This window comes from Dyadobacter flavalbus, assembly GCF_006149045.1.
GTDB classification, from domain to species: domain Bacteria; phylum Bacteroidota; class Bacteroidia; order Cytophagales; family Spirosomataceae; genus Dyadobacter; species Dyadobacter flavalbus.
The window spans coordinates 484,435-510,475 of sequence record NZ_VBSN01000038.1 but is presented as its reverse complement, the minus strand read 5'-3'; the positions used below and the strand labels follow the sequence as shown (position 1 = coordinate 510,475).

General features: G+C 47.3%; 24 protein-coding genes. 17 read left to right on the top strand and 7 right to left on the bottom strand.

The window, feature by feature from the left end; all coding sequences use genetic code 11:
- Window positions 1–18 precede the first annotated feature (18 nt).
- From FEM33_RS13830 to FEM33_RS13815, 4 genes are all read left to right on the top strand, one after another.
- Window positions 19–402: a hypothetical protein gene (locus tag FEM33_RS13830; RefSeq protein WP_139012590.1), complete on the top strand. Its 384-nt coding sequence runs from the start codon at window positions 19–21 to the stop codon at window positions 400–402.
- 4 nt (window positions 403–406) lie between these two features.
- The gene (locus FEM33_RS13825) at window positions 407–1,480 is read left to right on the top strand and encodes a glycoside hydrolase family 43 protein (protein WP_139012589.1); all 1,074 of its coding nucleotides are present in this window, start codon (window positions 407–409) and stop codon (window positions 1,478–1,480) included.
- A 51-nt stretch (window positions 1,481–1,531) separates the two neighbouring features.
- Complete coding sequence (locus FEM33_RS13820) at window positions 1,532–3,019, top strand: family 43 glycosylhydrolase (RefSeq protein ID WP_139012588.1); 1,488 nt, start codon at window positions 1,532–1,534, stop codon at window positions 3,017–3,019.
- Window positions 3,020–3,189: 170 nt separating this feature from the next.
- Window positions 3,190–3,834, top strand: coding sequence for a flavin reductase family protein (locus tag FEM33_RS13815; protein WP_139012587.1), 645 nt, complete (start codon window positions 3,190–3,192; stop codon window positions 3,832–3,834).
- A 162-nt stretch (window positions 3,835–3,996) separates the two neighbouring features.
- On the opposite strand, the gene FEM33_RS13810 is transcribed toward FEM33_RS13815, so the two are convergent.
- A complete protein-coding gene (locus tag FEM33_RS13810; RefSeq protein ID WP_229214240.1) occupies window positions 3,997–4,455 on the bottom strand; it encodes a ribosomal maturation YjgA family protein in 459 nt (152 codons plus the stop codon).
- A gap of 325 nt (window positions 4,456–4,780) precedes the next feature.
- Here FEM33_RS13810 and FEM33_RS13805 point away from each other — a divergent pair, with 325 nt between their 5' ends.
- The 3 genes from FEM33_RS13805 (at window position 4,781) to FEM33_RS13795 (ending at window position 7,171) form a co-directional block, all read left to right on the top strand.
- Window positions 4,781–5,386 (top strand): YdeI/OmpD-associated family protein, encoded by a 606-nt coding sequence (locus tag FEM33_RS13805; protein ID WP_139012586.1) that lies wholly within the window; start codon window positions 4,781–4,783, stop codon window positions 5,384–5,386.
- A 67-nt stretch (window positions 5,387–5,453) separates the two neighbouring features.
- A complete protein-coding gene (locus FEM33_RS13800; protein WP_139012585.1) occupies window positions 5,454–5,963 on the top strand; it encodes a GNAT family N-acetyltransferase in 510 nt (169 codons plus the stop codon).
- Window positions 5,964–6,103: 140 nt separating this feature from the next.
- A complete protein-coding gene (locus tag FEM33_RS13795; protein ID WP_139012584.1) occupies window positions 6,104–7,171 on the top strand; it encodes an SDR family oxidoreductase in 1,068 nt (355 codons plus the stop codon).
- Between the two features lie 348 nt (window positions 7,172–7,519).
- Here FEM33_RS13795 and FEM33_RS26345 read toward each other — a convergent pair whose 3' ends face one another.
- Complete coding sequence (locus FEM33_RS26345; protein WP_161597121.1) at window positions 7,520–7,759, bottom strand: hypothetical protein; 240 nt, start codon at window positions 7,757–7,759, stop codon at window positions 7,520–7,522.
- Between the two features lie 81 nt (window positions 7,760–7,840).
- On the opposite strand from FEM33_RS26345, the gene kdpA reads away from it, so the two are divergent.
- Window positions 7,841–9,529 (top strand): potassium-transporting ATPase subunit KdpA, encoded by a 1,689-nt coding sequence (gene kdpA / locus FEM33_RS13780; protein WP_139012582.1) that lies wholly within the window; start codon window positions 7,841–7,843, stop codon window positions 9,527–9,529.
- Window positions 9,530–9,570: 41 nt separating this feature from the next.
- Here the strand turns inward: kdpA and FEM33_RS13775 are convergent, their stop codons facing one another.
- Window positions 9,571–9,927, bottom strand: coding sequence for a four helix bundle protein (locus FEM33_RS13775; RefSeq protein ID WP_201747750.1), 357 nt, complete (start codon window positions 9,925–9,927; stop codon window positions 9,571–9,573).
- 183 nt (window positions 9,928–10,110) lie between these two features.
- Between FEM33_RS13775 and kdpB the strand changes: the two genes are divergently transcribed.
- From kdpB to FEM33_RS13750, 5 genes are all read left to right on the top strand, one after another.
- Window positions 10,111–12,153 (top strand): potassium-transporting ATPase subunit KdpB, encoded by a 2,043-nt coding sequence (kdpB, locus tag FEM33_RS13770; protein ID WP_139012581.1) that lies wholly within the window; start codon window positions 10,111–10,113, stop codon window positions 12,151–12,153.
- Window positions 12,154–12,386: 233 nt separating this feature from the next.
- Entirely contained in the window at window positions 12,387–12,947 is a 561-nt protein-coding gene (locus FEM33_RS13765; RefSeq protein ID WP_139012580.1) for a K(+)-transporting ATPase subunit C, read from the top strand.
- Window positions 12,948–13,034: 87 nt separating this feature from the next.
- A complete protein-coding gene (locus FEM33_RS13760; RefSeq protein WP_139012579.1) occupies window positions 13,035–14,117 on the top strand; it encodes a porin in 1,083 nt (360 codons plus the stop codon).
- Entirely contained in the window at window positions 14,118–15,248 is a 1,131-nt protein-coding gene (locus FEM33_RS13755) for a sensor protein KdpD (protein ID WP_139012578.1), read from the top strand.
- Window positions 15,248–16,978: a HAMP domain-containing sensor histidine kinase gene (locus FEM33_RS13750; RefSeq protein ID WP_139012577.1), complete on the top strand. Its 1,731-nt coding sequence runs from the start codon at window positions 15,248–15,250 to the stop codon at window positions 16,976–16,978. The genes FEM33_RS13755 and FEM33_RS13750 overlap by 1 nt, the downstream gene beginning before the upstream one ends.
- 104 nt (window positions 16,979–17,082) lie before the next feature.
- On the opposite strand, the gene FEM33_RS13745 is transcribed toward FEM33_RS13750, so the two are convergent.
- From FEM33_RS13745 to FEM33_RS13730, 4 genes are all read right to left on the bottom strand, one after another.
- Window positions 17,083–17,526 (bottom strand): GNAT family N-acetyltransferase, encoded by a 444-nt coding sequence (locus FEM33_RS13745; protein ID WP_139012576.1) that lies wholly within the window; start codon window positions 17,524–17,526, stop codon window positions 17,083–17,085.
- A gap of 23 nt (window positions 17,527–17,549) precedes the next feature.
- Window positions 17,550–18,539: a quinone oxidoreductase family protein gene (locus FEM33_RS13740; RefSeq protein WP_161597120.1), complete on the bottom strand. Its 990-nt coding sequence runs from the start codon at window positions 18,537–18,539 to the stop codon at window positions 17,550–17,552.
- A gap of 64 nt (window positions 18,540–18,603) precedes the next feature.
- Window positions 18,604–19,512 (bottom strand): helix-turn-helix domain-containing protein, encoded by a 909-nt coding sequence (locus tag FEM33_RS13735; RefSeq protein WP_139012574.1) that lies wholly within the window; start codon window positions 19,510–19,512, stop codon window positions 18,604–18,606.
- Window positions 19,509–20,015 carry a pyridoxamine 5'-phosphate oxidase family protein gene (locus FEM33_RS13730; protein WP_201747749.1) on the bottom strand — a complete coding sequence of 169 codons (507 nt, stop codon included), beginning with the start codon at window positions 20,013–20,015 and terminating at the stop codon, window positions 19,509–19,511. The genes FEM33_RS13735 and FEM33_RS13730 overlap by 4 nt, the downstream gene beginning before the upstream one ends.
- 278 nt (window positions 20,016–20,293) lie before the next feature.
- Here FEM33_RS13730 and FEM33_RS13725 point away from each other — a divergent pair, with 278 nt between their 5' ends.
- The 4 genes from FEM33_RS13725 to ccoN all read left to right on the top strand — a co-directional run bounded on the left by FEM33_RS13725 (window position 20,294) and on the right by ccoN (window position 26,041).
- The gene (locus FEM33_RS13725; RefSeq protein WP_139012573.1) at window positions 20,294–20,962 is read left to right on the top strand and encodes a formylglycine-generating enzyme family protein; all 669 of its coding nucleotides are present in this window, start codon (window positions 20,294–20,296) and stop codon (window positions 20,960–20,962) included.
- A 187-nt stretch (window positions 20,963–21,149) separates the two neighbouring features.
- Window positions 21,150–23,600: a heavy metal translocating P-type ATPase gene (locus FEM33_RS13720; protein WP_139012572.1), complete on the top strand. Its 2,451-nt coding sequence runs from the start codon at window positions 21,150–21,152 to the stop codon at window positions 23,598–23,600.
- A gap of 93 nt (window positions 23,601–23,693) precedes the next feature.
- The gene (gene ccoS / locus FEM33_RS13715) at window positions 23,694–23,864 is read left to right on the top strand and encodes a cbb3-type cytochrome oxidase assembly protein CcoS (protein WP_139012571.1); all 171 of its coding nucleotides are present in this window, start codon (window positions 23,694–23,696) and stop codon (window positions 23,862–23,864) included.
- A 26-nt stretch (window positions 23,865–23,890) separates the two neighbouring features.
- Window positions 23,891–26,041: a cytochrome-c oxidase, cbb3-type subunit I gene (gene ccoN, locus FEM33_RS13710; RefSeq protein WP_139012570.1), complete on the top strand. Its 2,151-nt coding sequence runs from the start codon at window positions 23,891–23,893 to the stop codon at window positions 26,039–26,041.

Genomic DNA, 26,041 nt, shown 5'->3' with positions numbered 1-26,041 from the left:
CATTTATCCTACATTTACATGTTTGCCAACCTGATCAAAGTGTATGTTTATGGTTTGATTTTGTTATCGGTGCTAACTTCCTGTGCATCTGTCCGTGTAAAGGAAGTCAAGCATGTTGAGGCAAAAGCAAGCGATTGCCGGCTTCCGGTATTCAGGAATGCAAGTGAGATCAGTGGTGCTTACGACGTATTATGCGATCTGGAAAGCATCACTGGCTCATCCTTGTATGTCAGAAGAAGTGCGGAGGCAGCTATTAAAAAGGCCATGCCTGCTGCCTGTCGGTGCGGTGCGGATGCGGTTCTGGTCATTAGCTCAGGAAGAACAAATCTGTCATTTTTCTCATGGCGCAGAGGCGTCGCTACGCTTCAGGCCATTCAATTAAATCATAGCGCAATTCCTTAATTATATGATCATTCGCTCACTTTGCCGCGTTGTTTTAGTCTGGTGTATTCCACTGTTGTTCATCAATGCATCCTGCAAAAAGGAAGCAAAAAACCAATTGCCCGGCGTTACGGAGCAGACAGCCCGATTTACCAATCCGCTGCTCGAATCCGCGCCTGACCCGTGGGTTTTTCAGAAAGATTCCGTTTACTACTATATGCATACACTCGGCAACAGGATCCAGATCCGCAAAACGGATAAGATGAGCCGACTGAAGGATGCTGCGCCGGTTACGGTATTTAACGCCCCGGCTTCGGGCGGCAACTCACGGGATATATGGGCACCGGAGCTTTTCTTCCTGAACGGAAAATGGTACATCTATTATACCGGTTCGGATGGAAACGATCGTGAACACCGCATGTGGGTACTTGAAAATGCAAGCCCGGACCCGACGCAGGGTACCTGGACCGATAAAGGCAGACTCCTAACGCAGCCCGCAGATTTATGGTCAATTGATGCAACGATATTTCAGCAGGATACAACGCTTTACATGATCTGGTCGGGCAGGCCGTTTGCGGGCGGAAATGATGATCTGACACAGAACCTTTACATTTCCCGGATGAGCAATCCGTTTACGCTCACCGGCCCGACGGTCAAAATGGCTGCTCCCGAGAATGAATGGGAAAAACGCGGCTTTCCGGTAAATGAAGGTCCGGAAATCCTTAAAAGTCCTTCCGGAAAAGTATTTGTCGTGTATTCGGGCAGTTACTGCGGCGATGACCGTTACGGATTGGGATTAATCAGCCTGAAAGAAGGAGGCGATCCGATGGATGTGAAAAGCTGGACCAAAATGCCGGCACCGGTCTTTACAGGACTTGCCTCTGCCAACGCTTTCGGAGTAGGTCATAACGGTTTTTTCAAATCCAGGGACGGAAAGGAAGACTGGGTTATTTATCATGCCAATTCGGCGGCCGGGCAGGGTTGCGGCAATGCAAGAAACGTCAGAATGCAAGAGTTCAGCTGGAATGCCGATGGTCTGCCGGTCTTCGGAGAGCCGGTTGCAACGGGTCTGGCCATTCCCGTTCCATCCGGTGAATAGTGATTTGATTATATTTGGGAGTTAGAAAAACATTCACCTTAAAAGTTATTTATGAAGATTCTGAGCATTCATTTGCTGCTGTTGGTTCTGGTTCAATTTGCAAACGCACAAAGGGCGGTTATCCGGGGCGATTTTGCGGATCCGTCGGTTATTAAAGTTGGAAAATCTTATTATGCAGCTGCCACGAGTTCCAACTGGGCGCCTGCATACCCGGTAATGAAGTCGAAAGATCTGAAAAACTGGAAGCAGACTGGCTCCATTTTCCCGGACCTGACTTCCTGGGCAGATTATTATTACTGGGCACCGGAGCTCAGTTATGACAACGGGAAAGTGTATGCCTATTATACGGCTCATAAAAAAGGCGGCAATCTGTGCATCGGCGTTGCCAGCGCAGACAGTCCCGAAGGTCCGTTCAAGGATCACGGTCCGCTGGTATGCCAGGAGGCCGGATCAATCGACGGATTTCCGATCCGGGATGAAAACAACAAGCTGTACCTGATCTGGAAAGAGGACGGCAACAGCATTGGACAGCCGACACCGATCTGGATTCAGGCACTCAATGAGGAAAGAACCGAACTCACCGGTGAAAAAAAGGAATTGTTCAGAAACGATAAGCCATGGGAAGGAAATCTGGTAGAAGGTGTTTCGGTAATTAAAAACAACGGCTATTTCTATGCCATATATGCAGCGGCGGGATGCTGCGGCGCAGGCTGTACATATGCAACCGGCATTGCACGGGCCAAAAACCTGATGGGTCCGTGGGAAAAATATGCAGCAAACCCGATCCTGACCGGACAAGGTGACTGGATATGCCCCGGACACGGAACGGCGATCATGCACAAAGGGAAAAACTATTTTATGTACCATGCCTACGATAAAACTTCAACCCAGTATACGGGGCGTCAGGCGCTGATCAGAGGTTTTGAATTTACGCCTGACAACTGGCTCCGCTTTACAGATGAATATCTGTCGCCTTCAACCAAGAGTTTAACCTATACATCGACTGACAATTTTGACAAGAAAAATCTGAATCTGCAATGGAGCTGGTCGGTATTCAACAAGCCTGCATATGAGCTGAAAAATGGTAGACTGGCGCTGCAGATAAAAGATGAAAGGGAAGTTTTTATAGCCCGCAGGATAGACAGCCCGAATTACGAGGCAACCGTGGAAACCGTCCCGGGAAAAAACTCTATGGCGGGAGTTGCATTGATCGGGGATGAAAAAAACCTGATTTATGCGGTTGCCAAACAGGATAGTATTCATGTAACCATTGCCAGAGACGGTGCAAGAAGCAGCCTGGGCAAGTTTCCGGTGGCTGCGGCGGACAAGCACCTGTTTCTGAAAATGGATGTAAGAAACAACAAGGAAATCAGTTTCTCGTACAGCCTGAACGGAGATGATTTTACCAAACTGGATGTAACCATGCCTGATATTACGTATCTGCCGCCGTGGGACCGTGCCGTACGTGCAGGAATTCTTGCCAAAGGCATACAGGGCGACGTAGCGGTTGTGGAAGGATTTGTTTTTAAAAGTGAATAGTTGAATAGCGGGTGCATGTTGAATGTCGGGATACATTCAACGGTGTGCAATTTCCGGAAAGTCACAGGTTGATAAATAATCTGGCATATCCTTTTAGAGATAAAGGAATATAAGGCCGGTTTCAGCAATCAATAACCAATTCCGCTTTCCAACCACTTACATCTTCGTTTATGCATCTGACCAGAGAAGAAATTCAAAATACGGAACGAATCAGACGTTTGAATATCATTAATTCCATCACCGGCATAAAACCGGCCAATCTTATTGGAACCGTTTCCGATGACGGCAAAACAAACCTGGCCATTTTCAGTTCGGTTGTCCATCTGGGCAGTAATCCTGCATTGATCGGTTTCATTATCAGGCCCGATCGTGAGGCGGGACAGCATACTTTTGACAACATCAGAGAGAACGGTTATTACACGATAAATCACATTCACGAGTCCTTTATCGAAAGGGCGCATTATACTTCGGCAAAGTTTGCAAAAGACGAATCCGAGTTTGAAAAATGTGCACTGACCGAAGAATATCTGGATGGTTTTATCGCTCCGTTTGTTAAAGAAAGTTTGATAAAGATGGGCATGAAAGTCGTACAAACCGTTCCGATTGAAATGAATGGAACAGTGCTGATCATCGGCGAAGTGGAACACCTGATTATTCCGGATGACGCAATTAATAAGGAAGGACAAATAGATTTAAGTCAGCCGAATGATGTCGGCATTTCCGGTTTGAACACTTACTACAAGCTGGAAAAAATCGCGGAATTTCCTTATGCCCGTCCGAATGCCCTGCCGGATTTTACTAAGAAAGATGCATAGGCCGCATGACAGAAAAATAAACCCAATAGACTGAAACAGATGGGTTTTATAAATCATCAGCTTGTCACGTTTGCAAGCTGATGATTTTTTTATGCTGTTGTGGATCAATCAGATGTCTGAAAGTAAAACAAGCAGTGAAAACATTCAAACTTTATCAACTGCTTACTGCTTCTTTGCGGCCATTCTGTATTCTTTGAAAGGCTGAATGAAACAGATTTCGGCAAGTACGCCGGTTCCTACGCCGATACTGTAACAAATCAGATCACTCCATACAAACTGGAATCCCAGAACAAGTGCGATTAAAGGAATCTTTCTCAGGTCGTCAATCCATGGCGCATGATACAATTGACTGATCTCGATGCTTACTGAAAACCCGAGTGCGGCCGCAGCAACGGCCAGCGTTGAACGCCTTCGCAATAGAAAAGCAAAACCGAAAAACACCATCAATGCCCATAACGCATCGCCGACATAAAGTTTGATGAATGCATGATCGCCGAATAAACGTCTGGACAAAAAGCCTGCAAGTAATGTAATGATCGTGAGCAATCCGTAAAGAAGCCGGTTTCTGGCTGGCGATAAATCGGGCATTTCGGTTGAATGGTCTTTTGTAATCTTGTTCAAATATATAAACCTGCATTTAAGATCACAGCATATTTCAAAATGATAATCCTCATCCGATGCAGGAATTTCAAAAGGAATGGAAGCCTTCGGAAGTTTTCATTTTTATACACCTGATATTAATTTTCCATACTCATTTTGCATCCGGAAACAGTACTATCAATAAATACGCTGCACATACTTTTCTCCTTTGTAAAGACACGTTCATTTTATCTTCCGGAATATTTATAAATAATAATTTCAACTGACACAGGGTTGTCACCCGGCCGCTTTCCTTTGTATTGTAATTTTAATTTGCTGTTGTTAAATCACAAATGACATTTCTATAATGGAAAAAGATATTCATACTTTTTGTCCTGCAGACAAGCAGCAATGGAGGGCATGGCTGGCGGAAAACCACTCCCGGGAAAAATCCGTCTGGCTGATTTATCACAAAAAAAAGTCAGGCATTCCGACCATTACATGGAGCGAAGCCGTGGATGAAGCATTGTGTTTCGGCTGGATTGATAGTTTGTCGAGGCGGATGGACGAGAACCGGTTTATGCAGTTTTTTACCCGCAGAAAGCCCGACAGCGTCTGGTCAAAGATCAACAAGGAAAAAGTAAACAGGTTTATGGAAGCGGGTTTGATGATGCCGGCCGGCCTGGAAGCCATTTACACAGCCAAGCAAAACGGTTCATGGACCGTTCTGGACGATGTGGAAGCACTGATTGTTCCTGCCGACCTTCAGTCGGAACTGCACCGCAGGCCCGATGCAGAAAAATTTTATCAGTCCTTGTGCAGATCCGACAAACGGAACCTGCTGCAATGGATTGTACTTGCCAAAAGGCCGGAAACCCGTCAGAAGCGAATCAGCGAAATTGTGGAATATACAGACCGCAACCAAAAGCCGAAAATCATTCAATCAGGCAGAAAATCCGGAATCCGGCCTTAAATCGATATAACAAAACCTGCTGATTCCAGATTAACTTTACAACCTATATAACCTAAATGAACAACCAGTGGAATTAAGCATAGCCCGTCCCGAAGATTTAAAAGCTGTACAGCTTATTGCAAAAGAGACTTTTTTTGAAACGTTTGCAGCAGATAACACCGAAGCGGATATGATCCAGTATCTGACGGAAAATTTCAGTGATGAAAAAATCAAGTCAGAATTAACTAATCCGGAGTCTGTATTTTGTATTGCCTGGGACAATGAAACGCCGGTCGGTTATTTGAAAGTAAATACCGGAACGTCGCAAACTGAACTTCGGGATGCAACCTCACTCGAAATAGAGCGTATTTACGTAAAACAGGCTTTTCATGGCAAAAAAGCAGGTCAGCTGCTGTTTGAAAAAGCACTGGAAATTGCCCGTTCCCTGTCCAAATCCTATATCTGGCTTGGGGTCTGGGAAAAGAACGCCAAGGCCATCCGGTTTTATGAAAAAAACGGTTTTACTGCATTTGACAAGCATATTTTCAGGTTCGGCGAAGATGAACAAACAGATATCATGATGAAAAAAGACCTTTAAACAGCAGTTTCCATACATTACACATAAAAAAATCATCAACAACAAATGACCAAACAGATTCATCCGAACTGACCTCATGACAAAAGTTCACTCCGCCTGGAACAATTCTTTCCATATCAACGCCAAAAACAATTTCTAAAATGAAAAATATTGCGCTTGTTGTTGGATCGAGTGGAATCACCGGAAGTAACCTGGCTGAAAAACTGATCAGTAAAGACTGGATTACTTACGGACTGGCCAGAAAACCGAATACTGAAATTCCGGAATTGATTCCCGTTGCCGCCGACCTGCTTGATACGGGGAGTCTGGAAACTGCGCTGAAAGACGTTCAGCCGACGCACGTGTTTTTAACGAGCTGGATGCGAAACGAAACGGAAGCAGAAAATATCCGTGTCAATAGCCTGATGGTACGCAACCTGCTTAATGCTTTGTCACCTGCAAAATCGGTGCAGCATGTGGCACTTGTAACCGGCCTGAAACATTATCTCGGGCCCTTTGATGCATATGCCAAAGCCGGAACTTTGCCCGAAACGCCTGTGCGGGAAGAACATCCCCGGCTGGACATTGAGAACTTTTACTATGCGCAGGAAGATGAAGTATATGCTGCCGCAGCGCGGGACGGATTTACATGGAGTATTCACCGGCCACATACGGTAATCGGCAAAGCGGTTGGCAATATGATGAATATGGGCACGACACTGGCGGTGTATGCAACGATCTGTAAAGAAACCGGCCGTCCGTTTGTGTGGCCGGGTTCCGGTGCGCAGTGGAACGGGCTTTCGGATGTTACGGATGCCAGAATGCTCGCCGAACATCTGATATGGGCGGCCACAACGCCGCAGGCACGCAATGAAGCCTTTAATATTACGAACGGAGATGTGTTCCGGTGGAGCTGGCTGTGGAAGAAACTGGCAGAGTGGTTTGACATTCAGCCAAAAGGCTTTGACGGTGAAATTCACCCTCTGGAAGATGAAATTGCAGGTGATGGGCAACTATGGAAAGAAATCGCGGTCAGGTATGGATTGAAAGAACAGGAACTGAGCCGCCTGGTTTCGGCCTGGCATACAGATCTGGATCTGGGCCGTCCGATCGAGGTGATGATGGATATGTCCAAAAGCCGGAAACTCGGATTTACAGGTTACCAATCCACGCTGGATTCGTTTTATGATCTCTTTGAACAACTGCGGAAAGACCGTCTGATTCCATGAAAATTCCCGGGCAGATTTATTTCCCCGAACCTGACATCACAATGCCGGCTGCAGGAAAAGGGTAAAAAGCCTGTAACGGAAAACCCGCAAATTACCTTTTCACTTTTTTCCATTTTGATAAGGCCCTATCATTTTGATAGGGCTGTTTTTTTGGTATATAAAATCAAAATAAAGTTAATTCATTGATCATCAGTGTTTTGATTTTGTGTTTAGTACACTGGAACAGGTTTGGTATAAACCCTTGCAGATCTTAATAAACAAATCATGAAAAGCAGAAATAGCAGCGTTTACAGCCAAATGGAGGCTGCACCTCAATCAAAATCACCCGACCTGAAACGCAGTTCCACTTTATACATCTACAGGCCCGGAACAATCCTGCCTTGGCATTCCTGCAAACGGCAGGCACTGACGCACGAAAACTTTCCGGCAAAGTCCCGTCAGGAAAATCAATGCAAACCAATAATCTGAATACTTGACAAAATGATTACCATTCTTCTGATAGCAGCCGGCAGTTTGTGCTTCCTGCTTTTTTACAAAATCATCCATTTTTTTGAAAACATCTAGCAACATGGCAGCGCTGTTTATCATTTCCATCGGGGTTTTTGGCTACATGTGTTATGTACTGGTCAAACCTGAAAATTTCTGAAACTGAAATAAAGCTTAAATCAAATGAATACTGAATTAGCAGGAATTATTGCCGTTTTTATCCTTACCGTTGCATTGGCCATTCCGTTCGGCAAGTATATTGCAAAAGTTTACTCAGGAGATAAAACACCTCTTGACCCCGTTTTCAATCCCGTCGAAAAACTGTTTTTTCGCATCAGCGGCATCAATCCGCATGCACCTATGAACTGGAAGCAGCATATGGCTGCATTGCTGACGATCAATTTTGTCTGGTTTCTGCTGGGCATGTTTGTACTGATGAATCAGGGCTGGCTTCCGCTGAACCCGGACGGTAACCCGGGACAAAGTGCTGATCTGGCCTTTAATACTAGCATATCTTTCGTTGTAAACTGCAACCTTCAGCATTACTCGGGTGAATCCGGGCTGAGTTACCTTTCGCAGTTGTTTTTGATGTTTCTGCACTTTGTGACGGCAGGAACGGGCATGGCAGCGGCTGCGGTGCTGTTTATGGCTCTGAAAGAGCGTACGACGGATCAGCTTGGCAATTTTTACAATTTTCTGCTCAAATCGTGTACAAGAATCCTGTTTCCGGTTTCCGTGCTGATTGCAATGGTCCTGGCATTTAACGGCACGCCGATGACTTTTGAAGGAAAAGATACGTATATCAATATGCAAGGCGATACAGTCGGTGTTTCTACCGGGCCCGTTGCGGCTTTTGTAGCCATCAAGCATGTGGGCACTAACGGAGGCGGATTTTTCGGGGCCAATTCTGCGCATCCGCTTGAAAATCCCAATTATCTGACAAACATGGCAGAAATGTTCGGCCAGATGATCGTTCCGCTTGCGATGGTATTTGCTTTTGGCTATTTTTTGCTGCGTAAGAAAATGGCACGGATGATTTTCGGGGTGATGACAATCGGGTTTCTGGTGCTGACCGTTCCAACGGTAATCTGGGAAAATGCAGGCAATCCCGCCATCACTGCCATGGGCATCGACAACAGCTCCGGAGCCATGGAAGGTAAGGAAGTCAGGCTGGGAAGCACGGCATCAGCGTTCTGGAGTATAGCTACAACCGTTATTTCAACAGGCTCCGTTAATTCCATGCACGACAGTTTTACGCCTTTGTCCGGAATGACGCAGATGCTGGCCATGATGACCAATGCATTTTACGGCGGGGCAGGAGCGGGAATGCTCAATATTTTCATCTTTATCATTCTGGCCGTTTTTATTTCCGGACTGATGGTCGGACGTACGCCGGAGCTGCTGGGTAAAAAAATCGAAGGCAGGGAAATGAAGATTGCCATGGTCGTTGCCTTGCTGCACCCGCTCCTGATTCTGGCCGGTACTGCGCTGGCAGCAGCCTTTCCCGAAATTACCGCAGGCACCTTGAACAATCCGGGTTTTCATGGTTTCAGTGAAATGCTTTATGAGTATACCTCTTCCTCGGCCAACAACGGAAGCGGTTTTGAAGGACTTGGCGACAACAATCCTTGGTGGAATATATCAACCGGTTTTGTACTGATCCTGTCCCGTTACATTCCGATTATCGGTCCTGTTGCAATCGCCGGACTATTGGCCAGCAAGAAGTTCATCCCTGAAAGCGCAGGCACGCTGCGTACGGATTCAGCCACTTTCGGAATCATGGTACTGGCAGTGATCGTCATCATTACCGCCTTATCCTTCTTTCCCGCACTGACACTGGGACCTATTGCAGAGTACTTTTCTTTACAGTGAGATGTGAGATGTGAGATGTGAGATGTGAAGGATTGTATATCTCACTTGCTTTCCAGCTTTCTTATCAAGCCGTAAATGAGTTTTCCGATTGTATCGAGTTCGTTGATTAGAAGTATGGATTTTTCTTTTGTAATAAAGTTTAGGTCACTGCTAAGCAGGATAAGTGTATCCAGTTCGGTTAATGAACCCAGTGCAATATGCAAGAATTGAATAAACTCTTTCTTGCCTTTACGGGCTGCTCCCTCGGCAATGTTGACCGGTACGGAAACTCCGGCTCTTCGAATTTGCGAAAACAGCCCGAAGCGTTCTTCAACAGGAAACGAACTTGTTACCTCATACAGCACTTTAACCATCTCAAAACTTCTGATCCAGGAATTTAGCTTTTTATGCGGCTTCACATTACATTATTTTAATCAGAATGTCTAACGAATAAAAACAAATATTACAACCCGCATCCCATAAATCGACATCTCACATTTCACAAATCACATTTTACTTTTCACAAGTAGCCTATCATTTTCCAAAAGCATCATTTCATCTTACAAAAGAAACCGCTCACTTTTCACATTTCACCAATACCAATGAAAAATCAGAATGCCTCCTTATTCCAGAAGGAAATGGTCAATGAAGCTTTGAAGCAGTCATTTATTAAATTAAACCCCAAAATGATGTTTCGCAATCCGGTGATGTTCACCGTGGAAATCGGGACGTTCGTGATGCTGATCGTAAGCATCTGGGTACTTGCCGGCGAGCATTCGCAGGGCAGTTTCACCTATAACTTCATCGTTTTTCTGGTGCTGTTGCTTACTTTGCTTTTTGCCAATTTTGCCGAAGGAATTGCCGAGGCAAGGGGAAAAGCACAGGCCGACAGCCTGCGCAAAACAAGAGAAGAAACACCGGCCAGGCTGGTAATAGACAACAAGCCGGGATTTGGCGTTGCTACCAGAAACGTCATGTCCGCTTCCATGCAGAAAGGCGATATTTTTATATGTGAAGCGGGAGACAACATTGCCACCGACGGAGAAATAATCGAAGGACTTGCTACGATTGACGAAAGTGCAATTACCGGCGAATCGGCTCCGGTGATCCGGGAAGCCGGCGGTGATAAAAGCAGCGTTACAGGCGGCACCAAGGTGCTTTCTGATAAAATCAAAGTGATGGTGACCACAGCGCCGGGAGAAAGCTTTCTGGACAAAATGATCGCGCTGGTGGAAGGGGCAAGCCGTCAGAAAACGCCTAATGAAATTGCGCTTACCATTCTGCTGGCAGGCTTTACGCTTGTATTCATCATTGTTTGCGTTACACTGAAACCGTTTGCTGATTTTGCCGGTACACCCATTACGATTGCAGCCTTCATTTCTCTTTTCGTTTGTCTGATTCCGACAACGATCGGCGGACTTCTGTCTGCAATCGGGATTGCAGGTATGGATCGTGCGCTGCGTGCGAATGTCATTACCAAATCGGGGAAGGCAGTCGAAACAGCCGGTGATATCGATGTGCTTTTGCTGGATAAAACGGGTACGATTACCATCGGGAACAGAAAAGCCACGCATTTCCATGCTGCCGACGGGACAAATCGTGATCATTTTATCAAATGTGCCGTGCTCAGCTCCATTGCAGATGAAACCCCGGAAGGCAAGTCAATTCTTGAACTGGCCAATCTGAATCCTGCCAGCTACAATTCAATTGATAATCCGGCTTTTATCAAGTTCACGGCGGAAACCAGAAGTTCCGGTGTCGATTTCGGCCAGACCCGAATCCGCAAAGGTGCTTTTGATGCCATTAAAAAACTGACTGTAAATGCAGGAAACCATTTTCCCGCTGACATTGAGCAAAGGGTGAAGGATATTTCGGGCAATGGCGGAACGCCGCTGGTGGTTTCGGAAAACGAGCATGTCCTCGGCGTTATCGAGTTACAGGATATCATCAAAACCGGAATCAGTGAACGTTTTGAACGTCTGCGTAAAATGGGTGTAAAAACCGTAATGGTAACCGGCGATAATCCGCTGACCGCCAAATTCATTGCAGAAAAAGCCGGCGTGGACGATTTCATTGCGGAAGCAAAGCCGGAGGATAAAATGAATTACATCAAACGCGAGCAGGAAAGCGGCAAGCTGGTGGCCATGATGGGCGACGGTACCAATGATGCGCCTGCACTTGCGCAGGCAGACGTGGGCGTTGCCATGAACAGCGGTACACAAGCCGCCAAGGAAGCCGGCAACATGGTCGATCTGGATAATGACCCGACCAAACTCATCGAGATCGTCGAAATCGGAAAACAGCTTCTGATGACGCGCGGAACACTGACCACATTTTCAATCGCCAACGACGTAGCCAAGTACTTTGCCATTATCCCGGCTTTGTTCATTGCTTCCATTCCCGCACTGCAGGGTTTGAACATCATGAAGCTCAATAGCCCCGAAAGCGCGATACTTTCAGCGGTAATTTTCAACGCCGTTATTATCCCGATCCTGATACCGCTGGCACTGAAAGGCGTTGCCTACAAACCCATCGGCGCAAGCGCACTGCTCCGAAGAAACCTGCTGATCTACGGCCTAGGCGGCATCATCATCCCGTTCATTGGAATCAAGGCCATTGATCTTGTCGTCAGCATCTGGATTTGAAAGCTTTTAGCGATTAGCTTTTAGCTGTCAGCTTGTAGCTCTCAACAACAATAACCCCAAACCCAAATTCCCCAACCACTACCCATGACTATAAGTAACAACCCCTGACAAAAAAACAACCCATGACAAAAAATAACAATCCATAACAAAAAATGACAACCCGTGACTACAACTAACAATTCCTGACAAATAACTAAAAGCCAACATTCCACAGTCCTCATCTTAGAAAAAAAATGAAAACCAACATATTTCCAGCCATCAAACTTACCGCCCTGACCCTGATGTTTTTTTCAGGACTTTATACAGCCGTCATCTGGGGCGTGGCGCAGTTCGCACCAAATGGCGGCAAGGGCAAAATGATTACAGTACATGGCAAGACGTATTACGCCAACATTGGCCAGACATTCACCGAGGATAAGTATTTCTGTTCCCGTCCTTCCGCAGTCGGTTATAACGCGGCCGGCAGCGGCGGCAGTAACAAAGGGCCTTCCAATCCGGAATACCTTGCTGTGGTTCAGGCACGGATTGATACCTTTCTGGTTCACAATCCGGGGGTAGGGAAAAAAGATATTCCGGTAGAACTCGTTACGGCAAGCGGCAGCGGCCTTGATCCGGATATTACTCCCAGGTCGGCTTTGGTACAGGTAAAAAGAATTGCTTCCGTCAGGAAAGTTTCAGAAGAAGCACTTGTACAACTGATTGCAAGAAATACCGAAGGCCCGTTGCTCGGATTGTTCGGGCCGGAAAAAATCAATGTGCTGAAACTGAACCTGGCTCTTGATCAACTGAATTAAGAAAACAAGCTTTGCCCATCAGAATTTGCAACGGGGTGAGCAATGCAGTAAACAACGTTGCAGTCATTTTTTTTTAATAGCGTACCCATGAAGACTTTAATTTCAAGTGCAGTCAGTCTAATGATTTTACAGCCTGCTCTGGCGCAGGATGCTACGGCCACAAAAAATCCGTTGACCGTCAGCGGTTATGTGGAAGCCTACTATAATCACGATTTTAACCGTCCCGAAAATAATACGGTTCCCGGCTTTCTCTACAACTTCAACCGTGCAGGAGAAGTAAACCTGAATCTGGCTTTTATCAAGGCTGCTTATGTTACGGACCGCGTCAGAGCAAATGTAGCACTGGCAGCCGGCACTTATATGAATGCGAATTACAATGCGGAACCCGGTGTTTTAAGAAATATTTTGGAAGCCAATGCAGGGATTAAACTTTCCCGGACCCACACTCTCTGGCTCGATGCCGGCATTATGCCTTCCCATATCGGTTTTGAAAGTGCGGTCGGAAAAGACAACTGGACGTTGAGCAGAAGTCTTCTGGCAGAAAATTCCCCCTATTTTGAAGCCGGGCTGAAACTGGGTTTTACGACCCGTGACGAAAAATTATATCTGTCGGCCATGTACCTGAACGGCTGGCAGCGGATCCAGCGGATTGACGGAAATTCAACGCCAGGATTTGGAACACAGGTTACTTACAAGCCAAACGATGCCGTAACGCTTAATTACAGCACGTTTATCGGGAATGACAAACCGGACAGCCTGAGGCAAATGCGCTATTTCCATAATGTATACGGCATATTCCGGCTGACAAGCCGGCTGGGAATAACGGCGGGCTTTGATATAGGTACCGAACAAAAAGCAAAAGGAAGCAGCCGCTTTAACAGCTGGTACACGCCGGTTTTGATTGCAAGGTTCAGCGTTTCGGAAAAAATCCGGATGGCAGCAAGAGGAGAGTATTATGCGGATCGGAACGGCGTCATCATCAGCACCGGAACCGCAAACGGGTTCAAAACGTATGGTTACTCCTTGAACTTCGACTGCTTGCCTGCCGACAACGTCGTGTGGCGAATGGAAGCGCGTTGTCTGAACAGCAAAGATGCTATCTTTACGCATGATCATACCGCCCGAAATCAGAATTACTTTGTTACAACCTCCGTTGCACTTTCCTTTTAAATGACAGAAAAAGAAAATCACGTCAGGCATTTTCTGGAACTGATCCAGCAGTCGCGCAAAGGCAAATTCAAAGTCTACATCGGCATGAGCGCCGGTGTAGGCAAAACTTTCCGGATGCTGCAGGAAGCGCATACCCTGTTGCGGAACGGGATCGATGTGAAGATCGGCTACATTGAAACGCATAACCGCAGGGAAACGCACGAGCTGCTGGAAGGATTGCCGGTTATTCCAAGGCGGAAACTGTTTTACAAAGGAAAAGAACTGGAAGAGCTTGACATTCAGGCGGTCATCAGCTTGCGGCCTGAAATTGTCATTATTGACGAGCTTGCGCATTCGAACATTGAAGGAAGTAAAAACGACAAACGCTGGCAGGATGTCATGGATATCCTCGACGCGGGCATCAACGTAATCAGCGCGGTCAATATCCAGCACATAGAAAGCCTGAATGAAGAAATCAAGGACATTACCGGCGTGGAGGTAAAGGAGCGGATTCCGGACAGCGTACTGGCAGCGGCGGATGAAGTCGTGAATATTGACCTGACGGCCGACGAGCTGATCACACGTCTGAAAGAAGGGAAAATCTATGCGCCTGAAAAAGTGCAGACAGCACTGGGCAATTTTTTTACACCGAATAATATCCTGCAGCTGCGCGAACTTGCCTTGAAGGAAGTAGCCAGTCAGGTAGTCCGGAAAGTAGAAACGCAGATTTCTTCCCGGGGCCTGTCCGCACTGAAACCCAACCGGTTTATGGCATGCATCAGCAGCAATGCGGTTACAGCCAGGAACGTGATCCGCAAAACAGCACGCCTGGCCAGTTATTACAACAGCCCGTGGATTCTGCTGTACGTGCAGACGCCAAAAGAAAACACCGACAAAATTACGCTCGTCAAACAGCGGCACCTGATCAATAACTTCAAGCTGGCTACTGAACTCGGCGGTGAAATTGTCCGCGTGGAAAGCCCGCATGTGTCAAAAGTCATTATGGAAGTAGCCGAACAGAGACAAGTTACGACCATTTGCATCGGCAAGCCGCATATGAACCTTTTTCGTGTTATTCTGGCAACCAATATATTTAACCAGCTTTTAAAAAAACTTTCCGTTTCTGAAATTGACCTTGTTATTCTGTCCTGATGAGTATCAAAACCAAACTAAGACTGGGCATCGGCCTCCTGTTTTTGATGATCCTGCTGCTGTCAACGGTAGGAATCAGCAACATCAATGCATTAAAGAGCGATACAGAGAATATTCTTGTGGATAATTACAATTCGCTCGAATATGGTAAAAATATGATTGCGGCCCTGGATCTTATGCAGCAGGAGCAGGACGGGATCACAGCCTTTGAAAAAAACCTGAACCTTCAGGAACAGAACGTCACCGAGAAAGGAGAAGGGCAGGCAACTGAACAGATCGCTCAGAGACTGGCCATGCTGAAAGCAAATCCTCAGGATACCCAGCTTCATTTGTTGATACGAAAGGATATATTCCGGCTTATGGAGCTGAATATGAATGCAATTGAACGTAAAAGCAATGTTGCCAATCAGACAGCCAGAACCGGGAATACATGGATTGTCATTTCCAGTACGCTCTGTTTCCTGGTTGCGATGACGCTGCTTGTCAATCTGCCGGGCAATATCGCAAATCCAATTAAGGAACTCACAGCCAGTATTAAAGAGATTGCAGCCAAAAACTATTCACAACGGGTAAATTACCGAAGCAAAAACGAATTCGGCGAGCTGGCCGACTCTTTCAACACGATGGCCGAAAAGCTGGAAGAATACAATAACAGTAACCTTTCCAAAATCCTGACCGAGAAGATGCGGATTGAGACGCTGATCAACAACATGCATGAACCCGTTATCGGCCTGGATGAAAACAGGACCATTCTGTTCATCAACAACGAGGCAATCAAAATTTCCGGTTTGCGGCCTGAAGAAATAATGGGCAGAACAGCACAGGACATTGCTGAGAATAACGATCTGGTGCGATCGCTTGTCAACGATTTGCCGCAGCATGAAAATACAGAAGTACTTTCCTCGGTTCCGCTTAAAATTTACGCCGACAACAAGGAAAGTTATTTTGAGAAGGAAATAGTCAATATCACGATCAAGCCGACCGGAGAAAAGGATAAAAAGCTGATCGGGCATGTCATAATTCTGAAAAACATCACACCGTTCAAGGAACTGGATTTTGCCAAGACCAACTTCATCGCTACCGTTTCCCATGAACTAAAAACGCCGATTGCGTCAATCAAAATGAGCCTGCTGCTGCTTGAAAACCAGAATACCGGGCATATCAATCCGGAACAGCAGCAACTGATCGAAAGCATCAAAGAGGACAGTAACCGGCTTTTGAAAATAACAGGTGAACTGCTGAATATGTCACAGGTGGAAACGGGCAACATCCAGCTCAGTATCCAGCAGTCCGATCCGGCTCAGATACTGGAATATGCGGTGGAAGCCGTGAAAGTGCAGGCCGAGCAAAAGCAGATCAGCCTGCATGTTGACAAGGAAGAAAACCTGCCGGAAGTAAAAGCCGACACGGAAAAGACAGCCTGGGTTCTCATCAATTTCCTGACGAACGCAATCCGCTATTCACAGCAGTCCGGACAGATTCATATTGCCATTCAGCAGCATGAAAATGGCGTACAGTTTTCGGTAAAGGATGAAGGGCAGGGCATAGACAGCCGTTACCGCGCCAAGATTTTCAACCGTTACTTTCAGGTTCCCGGCAGCGCGAAAACGGGTACGGGACTTGGTCTGGCAATCAGCAAAGAGTTCATTGAAGCGCAGGGCGGCCATATCGGGGTAAACAGTGAAATCGGAATGGGCAGCACGTTTTTTTTCAAGCTTCCGAAAGCCTGATTGATGATGAAAACCATGATTTTTTATCGCAGTGACAAAGGTGCAGGATGTAGGTTCGGCTGATTGGCAACAAACATACTTTCATTCGGTAAATGCAAGTTCAGCTACGCTTTCATAGCTAAATGCAGGATGGGAAAAGGTTTTCCGCCTGGATCGACCGGAGAACGGCCTGTAACTTCAAAGCCCATTTTTGTATAAAACTGGCATGCTCCCGGATTATCCTCATTGACATCCACTTCGGATGCCCGTAGTTCCCGAACGGCATATTGACACAGTGCCTTGCCGATACCTTTCCCGAAATCGTCCGGGTGTACAAAAAGCATTTCAATTTTACGGCCAGCGATCCCGATAAAGCCGGCAAGTCCGCCGGATGCATGACGAATGCCGAACAGATCAAGCACAGGCAGGTAATCCGTAACAATCACAGGTTTGTAATATTGAATGTCAGCCTCTGCAAGAAAATGATGGCTGGCACGCACAGAGGCTTCCCAGACGAAAATGACTTCGGGGTAATCAGGTCCGGATAATGCTGAAATAATGAACTGCATGGGATTTTATTGCGAAGATGATGTTAATTGTTATTCACACGAATGATAATTTTACCCGTTGTATGCCCGGTTTCTATTTGCTCATGCGCCAGAGCCAGCTCTTTCAAAGGATAAACCTTTGACACATGTGGCCGCAATGTGCCGCCTTCCGTCATTTCTACCAGCCGTTTCAGAATAATGCCTTGCCGGTTATTCAAAGGGTTGCGGGATGGCCCGCCCATAAACTGGTAACTTACTGTAATGTTCTTTAAAAGCAGCTGATAACCTTCCTGTGCATTCGTTGAAACAGGCAAAATCGTGCAAATATGTCCGGTAATGGCTGCATAATCAATGCATTGGCTGAATGTAGAACCTCCGACGGTATCCAGAATCAGCGCAGCTCCCTTTCCCTCGCTCAGATCCATTACGGCTGCTTTTATGTCCTGCTCACGATAATTCAGAACGTAGTCGGCGCCGAGCTCACTGGTACAGTATTCCAGCGATTCCTCCCGGCTGGCTGTGGTTATGACTTTACAGCCCACATATTTGGCAATCTGCACCGCCATATGCCCGACTCCGCCTGCTCCTGCGTGAATCACAACCAGGTTGCCGCTCCGGATGTGCAGTCTGTCCAGCAATGCTTCAAATGCCGTTATGCCTGCGAGCGGAATCGCAGCCGCAATCTCGTCAGTAAGTCTTCCCGCCAAAGCGCAGGAGCGGTAATCAACGGCGACATAGGATGCATTTGCGCCGCTCCGGAATGGAGTAGGAGAGCCTGTCACCCGGTCGCCGATCTTAAAACCCCTGACATTACTGCCTTTTTCAACCACCACGCCGCAGACGTCGAAGCCGAGGATAAGAGGCAGGTCGCGCGGAACGGAGGCCTTGTTCCGGATGCGGCAGTCGAGCGGGTTGACACTCGTAGTGAGCACTTTGATAATCAGATCGTCAGCCGTGGCAACTGGCTCCGGCATTTCACGGATTTCAAAAACAGCCCGGGCCGGACCGTGTGCAGTAATTACATTTGCTTTCATGCTTCCTGATTTTTGAGCAAATGTAACAGGATGCCTGACGGACCGGTTTGTCAGATCGGGAGCATTACTTGCGCAATCGGGCATTTTTGAAAGCCAGCGGCCGCATGCCGTACTTTTTTGTAAATGCATTGGAGAAAGCGGCAGCACTTTCGTAACCACATTGCAGGCTTACCTGTGCAACGGGTAATGCCGTATCCAGCAGCAGCCGGGCCGCACGCGCCATTTGCAGGTCCGACTGGTATTGAAAAACGGAGCTGCGCAGCTCTTCACGGAAAAGTTGTTTAATACGAAAACTGTTCGTTCCGCACCGATGCGCCAATTCGGAAATGGTCAGGTATCGGCTTGACTGGTGCATGTGCCAGATCGCTTCCTGTAAAATGTCCTTTTCTCTGCTGCGCGGGAGGATCTGCGAGGCCAGGTTAAAGAACTGGTCTGTTATCAGTTTTTCTTCAAACAAGCGAAGCAGTCCGGGATTTTCCTTCGAAATGGTTTTTAACTGTAAAAATGCAGCGGCACATTCGGAAGAGAGAGCCATTGCCCCGACGGGTTTTTCAAAAAGTACCGGCAGTTCATTCTGAAGCATCCCGATATGCCATTCAGACAAATGAATGTGAATGACTTTGAATGCCGTATTGGCAGCCAGCAGTGAAGTATATGGTTCTTCCTCAGTCTTGTAAAAAAGTGCCTGCCCCGTACTGAAACAGTATTCCCGAGCCATTCCGGGCACCGATCTTGCATTGCCGGCAATACAAAGTACCAGTTTGTAGAGCGGATCAGGATAATGAACGCTCAGTTTATGGGCACGATTCGTCTCAAAATCAAACCAATGTACACAGGATGCATGTGAATGCAGCACGGCTGATTGCTCATAAAACCGGTACAACTGATTGTCTGCAAATACCGCCGGGACCTGCGTGGGGTAAAGCTGTTCATTTTCATAGGAAATTTGCATGGTTTGTTTTGGATTAATCATAAATGACGATTCAGACCATATGTTTTCAACGCACTTTCATACTGTTCCTCTTCCGTTGTTCCGGGAAACAACATGTACCGGGGAGCGATGATCGGCTTGGCAAATTCCACGTTTATCCGGATGATGGTCGTAAAAGGAAAAAGCCCCTGCGTTATTTTCAAAAGCACTTTTTCCATGTTGCCGTACGCCGGTGAAGATTGATCCAGCAGGCTTGCGGTGCCTTTCAGTTGATATCCTTTTTGAATCAGTATATCTATAAAGGATATACAAACTTTGTTGTTTGTCCTGATGTTGCGGACTGTTTGAGGCGAGGCTACATCCGCAATAATGATACTTCCTTCATAATGCGAAAATATTTCCTTGGGCGAAACATTCGGCATTCCGTCCTCCGACACCGTGGCCAGCCAGCACAGCACACTTTTCGCGATCGATTGTTGAATGATTTCTGTCAACATGGATTCAACCTGATTATTTACGATTCTGTTCTGTCTCCAATAATTCATTTCTGACAGTACAAAATTGACAATCCTGCGTTGGAACTGGAAGCGGGAAGTAGTCGTAACGTATTTTTTTCACGCTTAACAACCGCTTTTTTGTTCTCAGCTGAATGGCGTTTTGTTATGACGGTACGCGGATTCAGCATGTATATATGGATCCGGCATCCATGTTGGTGCAGCAAGGACAGGCGCCGTTTGCTCATTTGTCCAGGATGATGGAATCAAGCAAACGGCATGTACGTTTCAATTTCTCGCTGTAATGTTTCAACCTCGGACCCATTATCATGTTAATCAGTGATTATCCATTGTTACCAATTCCTTCGGGCGTCATTTCCCTTCGCGACGATAGAAAAAAGCAAAGCTGGACAGCAGCTATATCCGGTTTCCGGCTTGCAAAGTACCCGGTTACGCAGGATCTGTATTTCCGGATCACGGGAAAAAATCCCAGCCTTTTTCTGCATCCCAGACGACCGGTCGAAAATGTGTCCTGGATGGAAGCTGCCGAATTTTGCAACCTGCTCTCGGAAAGCAGCGGTTTGCAGCCATGCTATACATTAAACACGGAGGATCATTCATGTGTGTTTCATGAACACGCCAATGGCTACCGGATGCCTGTCGAAGCAGAATGGGAGTATGCATGCAAAGCCGGAACAGGGCAGATCAGGTATGGCGATCTGGAAGATATTGCCTGGTTCAGGGACAATTCCGGACAGATGACCCAGCCGGTTGGCCGGAAAATGCCGAACCAATGGGGGCTTCATGATATGTTGGGAAATGTCTGGGAATGGTGTTCTGATTACTACGATACGGATGTGTACGGCTCCTATCGTATTTTTCGGGGCGGTGGATGGGCTGATCCTGAAAGGAGCATTATGGCAACAACGCGCAGACGAAGCCATCCTGCCAAATTCAAAATTGACGATCTGGGCTTCCGGATAGCACGGAACGGATAATCAGCTCGTCTGTTCCGATACTATCCCCGCCGGAAAAACGGATTGATTCTGTCGCGTCTTTTTTGCGCTGCTGATGAAAATCATCCATCGTGCCCACGGCTGTCATCTCTGCAAAAACCCGTATTCAGCACCTTTACTGGGCAGTTAAGCTGCCTGTTCAACGGTTTGAAGTTATGCTGATGCACTCATGAATGTTTTAAATGAAGATAGGAAGCAGGAAACTGCTGCCAGACACATCTGTTACCACTGCGGCGAGGAATGCCGGGAAGAAATAATCATTGCAGACGGGCATGAGTTCTGCTGTAATGGCTGTTTCAATGTGTACGATATTTTAAAAGAAAGTGATTTATGCGGTTACTATGCCGTGGAAGGCGCTACCGGAATTTCGCCTGACAAAGCATACTTCAACGGCAAATACGATTATCTGGAACTGCCGGAAGTCAGCGGAAAAATAATCGAATTTACAGACCATCAATTATCGCGGGTCAACTGGCATATTCCCGGCATGCATTGCAGCTCGTGCATCTGGCTGCTGGAACAGTTGTATAAATTCAATCCGGCGGTCAGAAGTTCGGTGGTTAATTTTCCTGAAAAAAAGGTCAGAATTACATTTGAAACTGAAAAGATCAGACTCAGCGAGCTGGCAGCATTGATTTCGCGGATCGGTTACGAGCCTTATATCAGTTTGAACGACCTCGGAGACCGGCAGATCAAAAAGTGGAACCGTACGCGGTTGTATAAAATCGGCATTGCAGGATTTTGTTTCGGCAATATCATGATGCTGAGCTTTCCGGAATATTTTCACCTGGGAAATACGGGTTCGGATCAAAACCTGCGGGTTACTTTCGGTTTCCTGAATCTGGCTCTGAGCATTCCGGTACTGCTTTATTGTGCCGGTGATTTTTTCAAATCGGCCTGGTCTGCGCTGAAAGGCAAATACCTGAATATCGACGCACCGATTGTGCTGGCTTTGCTCAGTATTTTCGGGCTGAGCCTGTATCAGATTCTCTCCGGAACCGGCCCGGGTTACTTCGATTCCCTGACCGGCGCTGTTTTTTTTATGCTGACCGGCCGTTTTTTTCAGGACAAAACGTATGACGGCATTTCCTTTGACCGGGATTACAAATCCTATTTTCCGGTTGGTGTTTCTGTACTCAAAGACGGTACGGAAGCCCGCACACCGATTACTGGGCTGGCACCGGGCGACATTGTACTGGTCCGAAATGCAGAACTGATCCCGGCGGACGCTGTGCTGCTCAGTCCGGAAGCTTGGATTGATTACAGCTTTGTTTCCGGCGAAGCGGAACCTGTTTCGCGGAAAAAAGGCGATACGGTTTATGCAGGCGGAAAACAGACGGGAACGGCCATTCAACTGGAAGTGCTGAGGAAAGTTTCCCAGAGTTATTTGACCCAGCTCTGGAACAATGACGCCTTTTCGAGGGAAAAAGAAGATCAGAACAAAACCCTGTCCGCCCGGATCAACCGCTACTTTTCGGTCATCGTCCTGATCATTGCCACGGTTACATTTCTCATTTGGTATTTTGTTAAAAAAGATCCTGAAACGGCATTCCGGGCATTTACGACCTGTCTGCTGGTAGCTTGTCCGTGCGGCCTGCTGTTTTCCTCCACTTTTACCAACGGGAATATTCTGAGTCTTTTTGGTATAAACCGCTGCTATCCGAAGAATGCCGATGCCGTCGAATGCTTGTCGCACATTGATACGGTTGTTTTTGACAAAACAGGCACCATTACCCGGTCCGAAGAAGCCGACGTACAGTTTGTCGGAAAAGAATTATCCGAAGACGAGCTGGTTATTATCAGGACTGTTGCCGCCCAGTCATCACACCCGCTGAGCCGCATGATCGTGGGAAATCTTGGCCATATCCAGCTCAGCAAGCGAAGCCTGGGAAATTATGCAGAAGTCAGCGGAGCGGGCATTGAAGTGCTTTGGGGAAAACAGGAAATCCGGCTCGGCTCTGCGGCTTGGGTCGGTGCGCCTTCTGAAAACAGTAACGACTTGTCATTTTCCAGGGTTTATGTTTCCATGGATCAGGTAGTGCTCGGGTATTTTGCAATCCGGGTCCAGTACCGCGATAATCTGCCGGAAGCCATTTCAGCCCTTCAGAAATGCGGTTTTAAAACTTTTCTGCTCTCGGGCGACAAGCCTGCCGACCAGCCTTTTTTAAGCGGGGTTTTCGGCAACGAAGCAATGCTTCATTTTAACCGGAAACCGGATGAAAAACTGGAATTCATCAAAACCCTGCAAAACAGGGAGAACAGGAATGTGCTGATGATCGGCGACGGCCTGAATGACGCAGGCGCATTGCGGCAGAGCAATGTAGGCATGGCTGTTTCTGACGATACCGGTAATTTCTCACCCTCCTGCGATATGATCATGGAAGGCCGTCAGCTTTCGCGCTTGCCCGCATTCATCCGGCTGGCACGGTCGGGACAGAAAATCATCAAGGCCAGTTTCGCTGTTTCCGTGATCTACAATATCCTGGGACTTTTCTTTGCCATCGGCGGGAAGTTATCGCCCGTACTTGCGGCCATTCTGATGCCGGTCAGTCTGATCACGATTGTTGCCTTTACAACTGCGGCCAGCAACCTGGCAGCCAGCCGGATTTTCAGGGACTGACCAAAATCATCGCCGGCAGTATCCGTCATCATCATGCTGACGGGCACGATCGGGTAGTTTTGAGCATCGAAAGACAATCAAACCCACTCGGATATGAGCGCATTTTATGTCATGATCATTACCAGCCTTTTCATTGCTGTCGCATTTTTAAGTGCTTTCATCTGGTCTGTAAGAAAAGGGCATTACGACGACGACTATACACCTTCGATACGGATTTTACTGGATGAACCCGTCAGTGAAAAATCAACCAGAAAAGACAAGTAAGCCATTCACCAAATTTTACCTGAGTTATGTCAAACGTTCCGCATTCTGACCTCGTCTCTGTTGAACTGGATCATTTTCAATATGATAACCGCATTGTAAGGGATTTTGCAATTGCCACCATCCTTTTCGGGCTCATCGGCATGCTGGTGGGGTTACTTGCTGCTTTCCAGCTGGTTTTCCCCGGCCTGAACATGGATATTCCCTTTCTGACTTTCAGCCGGATCAGGCCGCTGCACACCAATGCGGTGATTTTTGCATTTGTCGGAAACGGTTTTTTTACCGGACTGTATTATTCGGTTCCGAGGGTTTTGCGAACCCCGATCTGGAGTCCGGTACTTGCCAAGGTGCATTTCTGGGCATGGCAGTTCATCATCCTTGCGGCAGCGGTCACACTTCCCATGGGCCTGACCACCTCCAAGGAATATGCCGAGCTGGAATGGCCTATCGACGTGGCCATTGCAGTCGTATGGGTAGCAGCGCTGATCAACATCATCATGACGACGATCAACCGCCGGACCGAACATATTTATGCGGCAGTGTGGTTTTATATTGCGTCTTTCGTTACGGTAGCGATGCTGCACGTGGTCAACAGCATGGCATTGCCGATTTCACTGTTCAAAAGTTATTCCGTTTATGCAGGCGTGCAGGATGCACTGGTACAATGGTGGTACGGGCACAATGCCGTGGCCTTTTTCCTGACCACGCCCTATCTGGGTCTGATGTATTATTTTTTGCCCAAAGCAGCCAACCGGCCCATTTATTCCTACCGGCTTTCCATCGTCCATTTCTGGGCGCTGATTTTCCTGTACATCTGGGCAGGCCCTCACCATTTGCTTTATACGGCCCTTCCCGAGTGGGCGCAAACCTTGGGTACTGTCTTTTCCGTCATGCTGATCGCGCCTTCGTGGGGAGGCATGATCAACGGGCTGATGACGCTACGCGGCGCGTGGGACCGCGTGCGTGAAGATGTAGTCCTGAAATTTATGGTTGTGGCAATTACCGCCTACGGTATGGCAACCTTTGAAGGCCCGATGCTTTCTTTCAAAAATGTGAACGCCATTGCACACTATACCGACTGGATCGTGGCGCACGTGCACGTGGGTGCGCTGGGCTGGAACGGCTTTCTGACTTTCGGGATTTTGTACTGGCTTTTCCCGCGCCTATACGGACGTCCGTTATACTCGCAGAAGGCTGCCAGTTTTCACTTCTGGATTGGTACGCTCGGCATTGTATTCTATACCGTTCCCATGTACTGGGCAGGTTGGGTGCAAAGCTCGATGTGGAAAGAGTTTACGCAGGAAGGACTTTTGAAATATCCTAACTTCCTTGAAACCGTTACGCAACTGAAGCCTTTGTATTTTCTGCGCAGCGTAGGCGGCACGCTTTACATTATCGGTTTTGTGGTGATGATCTACAATCTCTGGATGACCGCATTGAAAGGTGAATTGATTGCCACTGAATCTGCTCGCGCCTTGCCCCTGAAAGCCATCTGGCATGCTGAAAAAAACGAATACTGGCACCGCCGGTGGTTTGAACGCAAACCTTTGAGGCTGACCGTATTTGCTTTGGTCGCAGTAGCGATCGGCGGAATGGTCGAAATGATCCCGACCTTTATGATCGACTCCAATGTTCCGACCATAACGGCCGTCAAGCCCTATACACCGCTGGAATTGCAGGGCCGGGACATTTACGTGCGGGAAGGCTGTTATGTTTGCCACACGCAAATGATCCGTCCGTTCCGCTCCGAAATCGAACGTTACGGGGAATATTCCAAATCAGGCGAATTTGTATACGATCACCCGCATCAGTGGGGTTCCAAACGGACGGGGCCGGATCTGCACCGGGTAGGAGGGAAATACCCCGATTCCTGGCATTACAATCACATGGAAGACCCCGTAAGCATGTCGCCCGGCTCCATTATGCCCAGATACGGCTGGCTGCTCGAAGACAATCTCGACACGACAACAACTGCCGCGAAGATCCGCGCCATGCAGACACTGGGTGTACCGTATGAAAAAGGGTATGACAAAGTCGCCAACGCCGAACTGCACAGACAGGCAAAAGAAATACAGGCCCGGCTCAAACAAAGCGGCATCAAGACAGCTGAAAACAAGGAAATCATTGCATTGATTGCCTATCTGCAAAGACTGGGAACCGACATCAAAACTGAAAAGTAA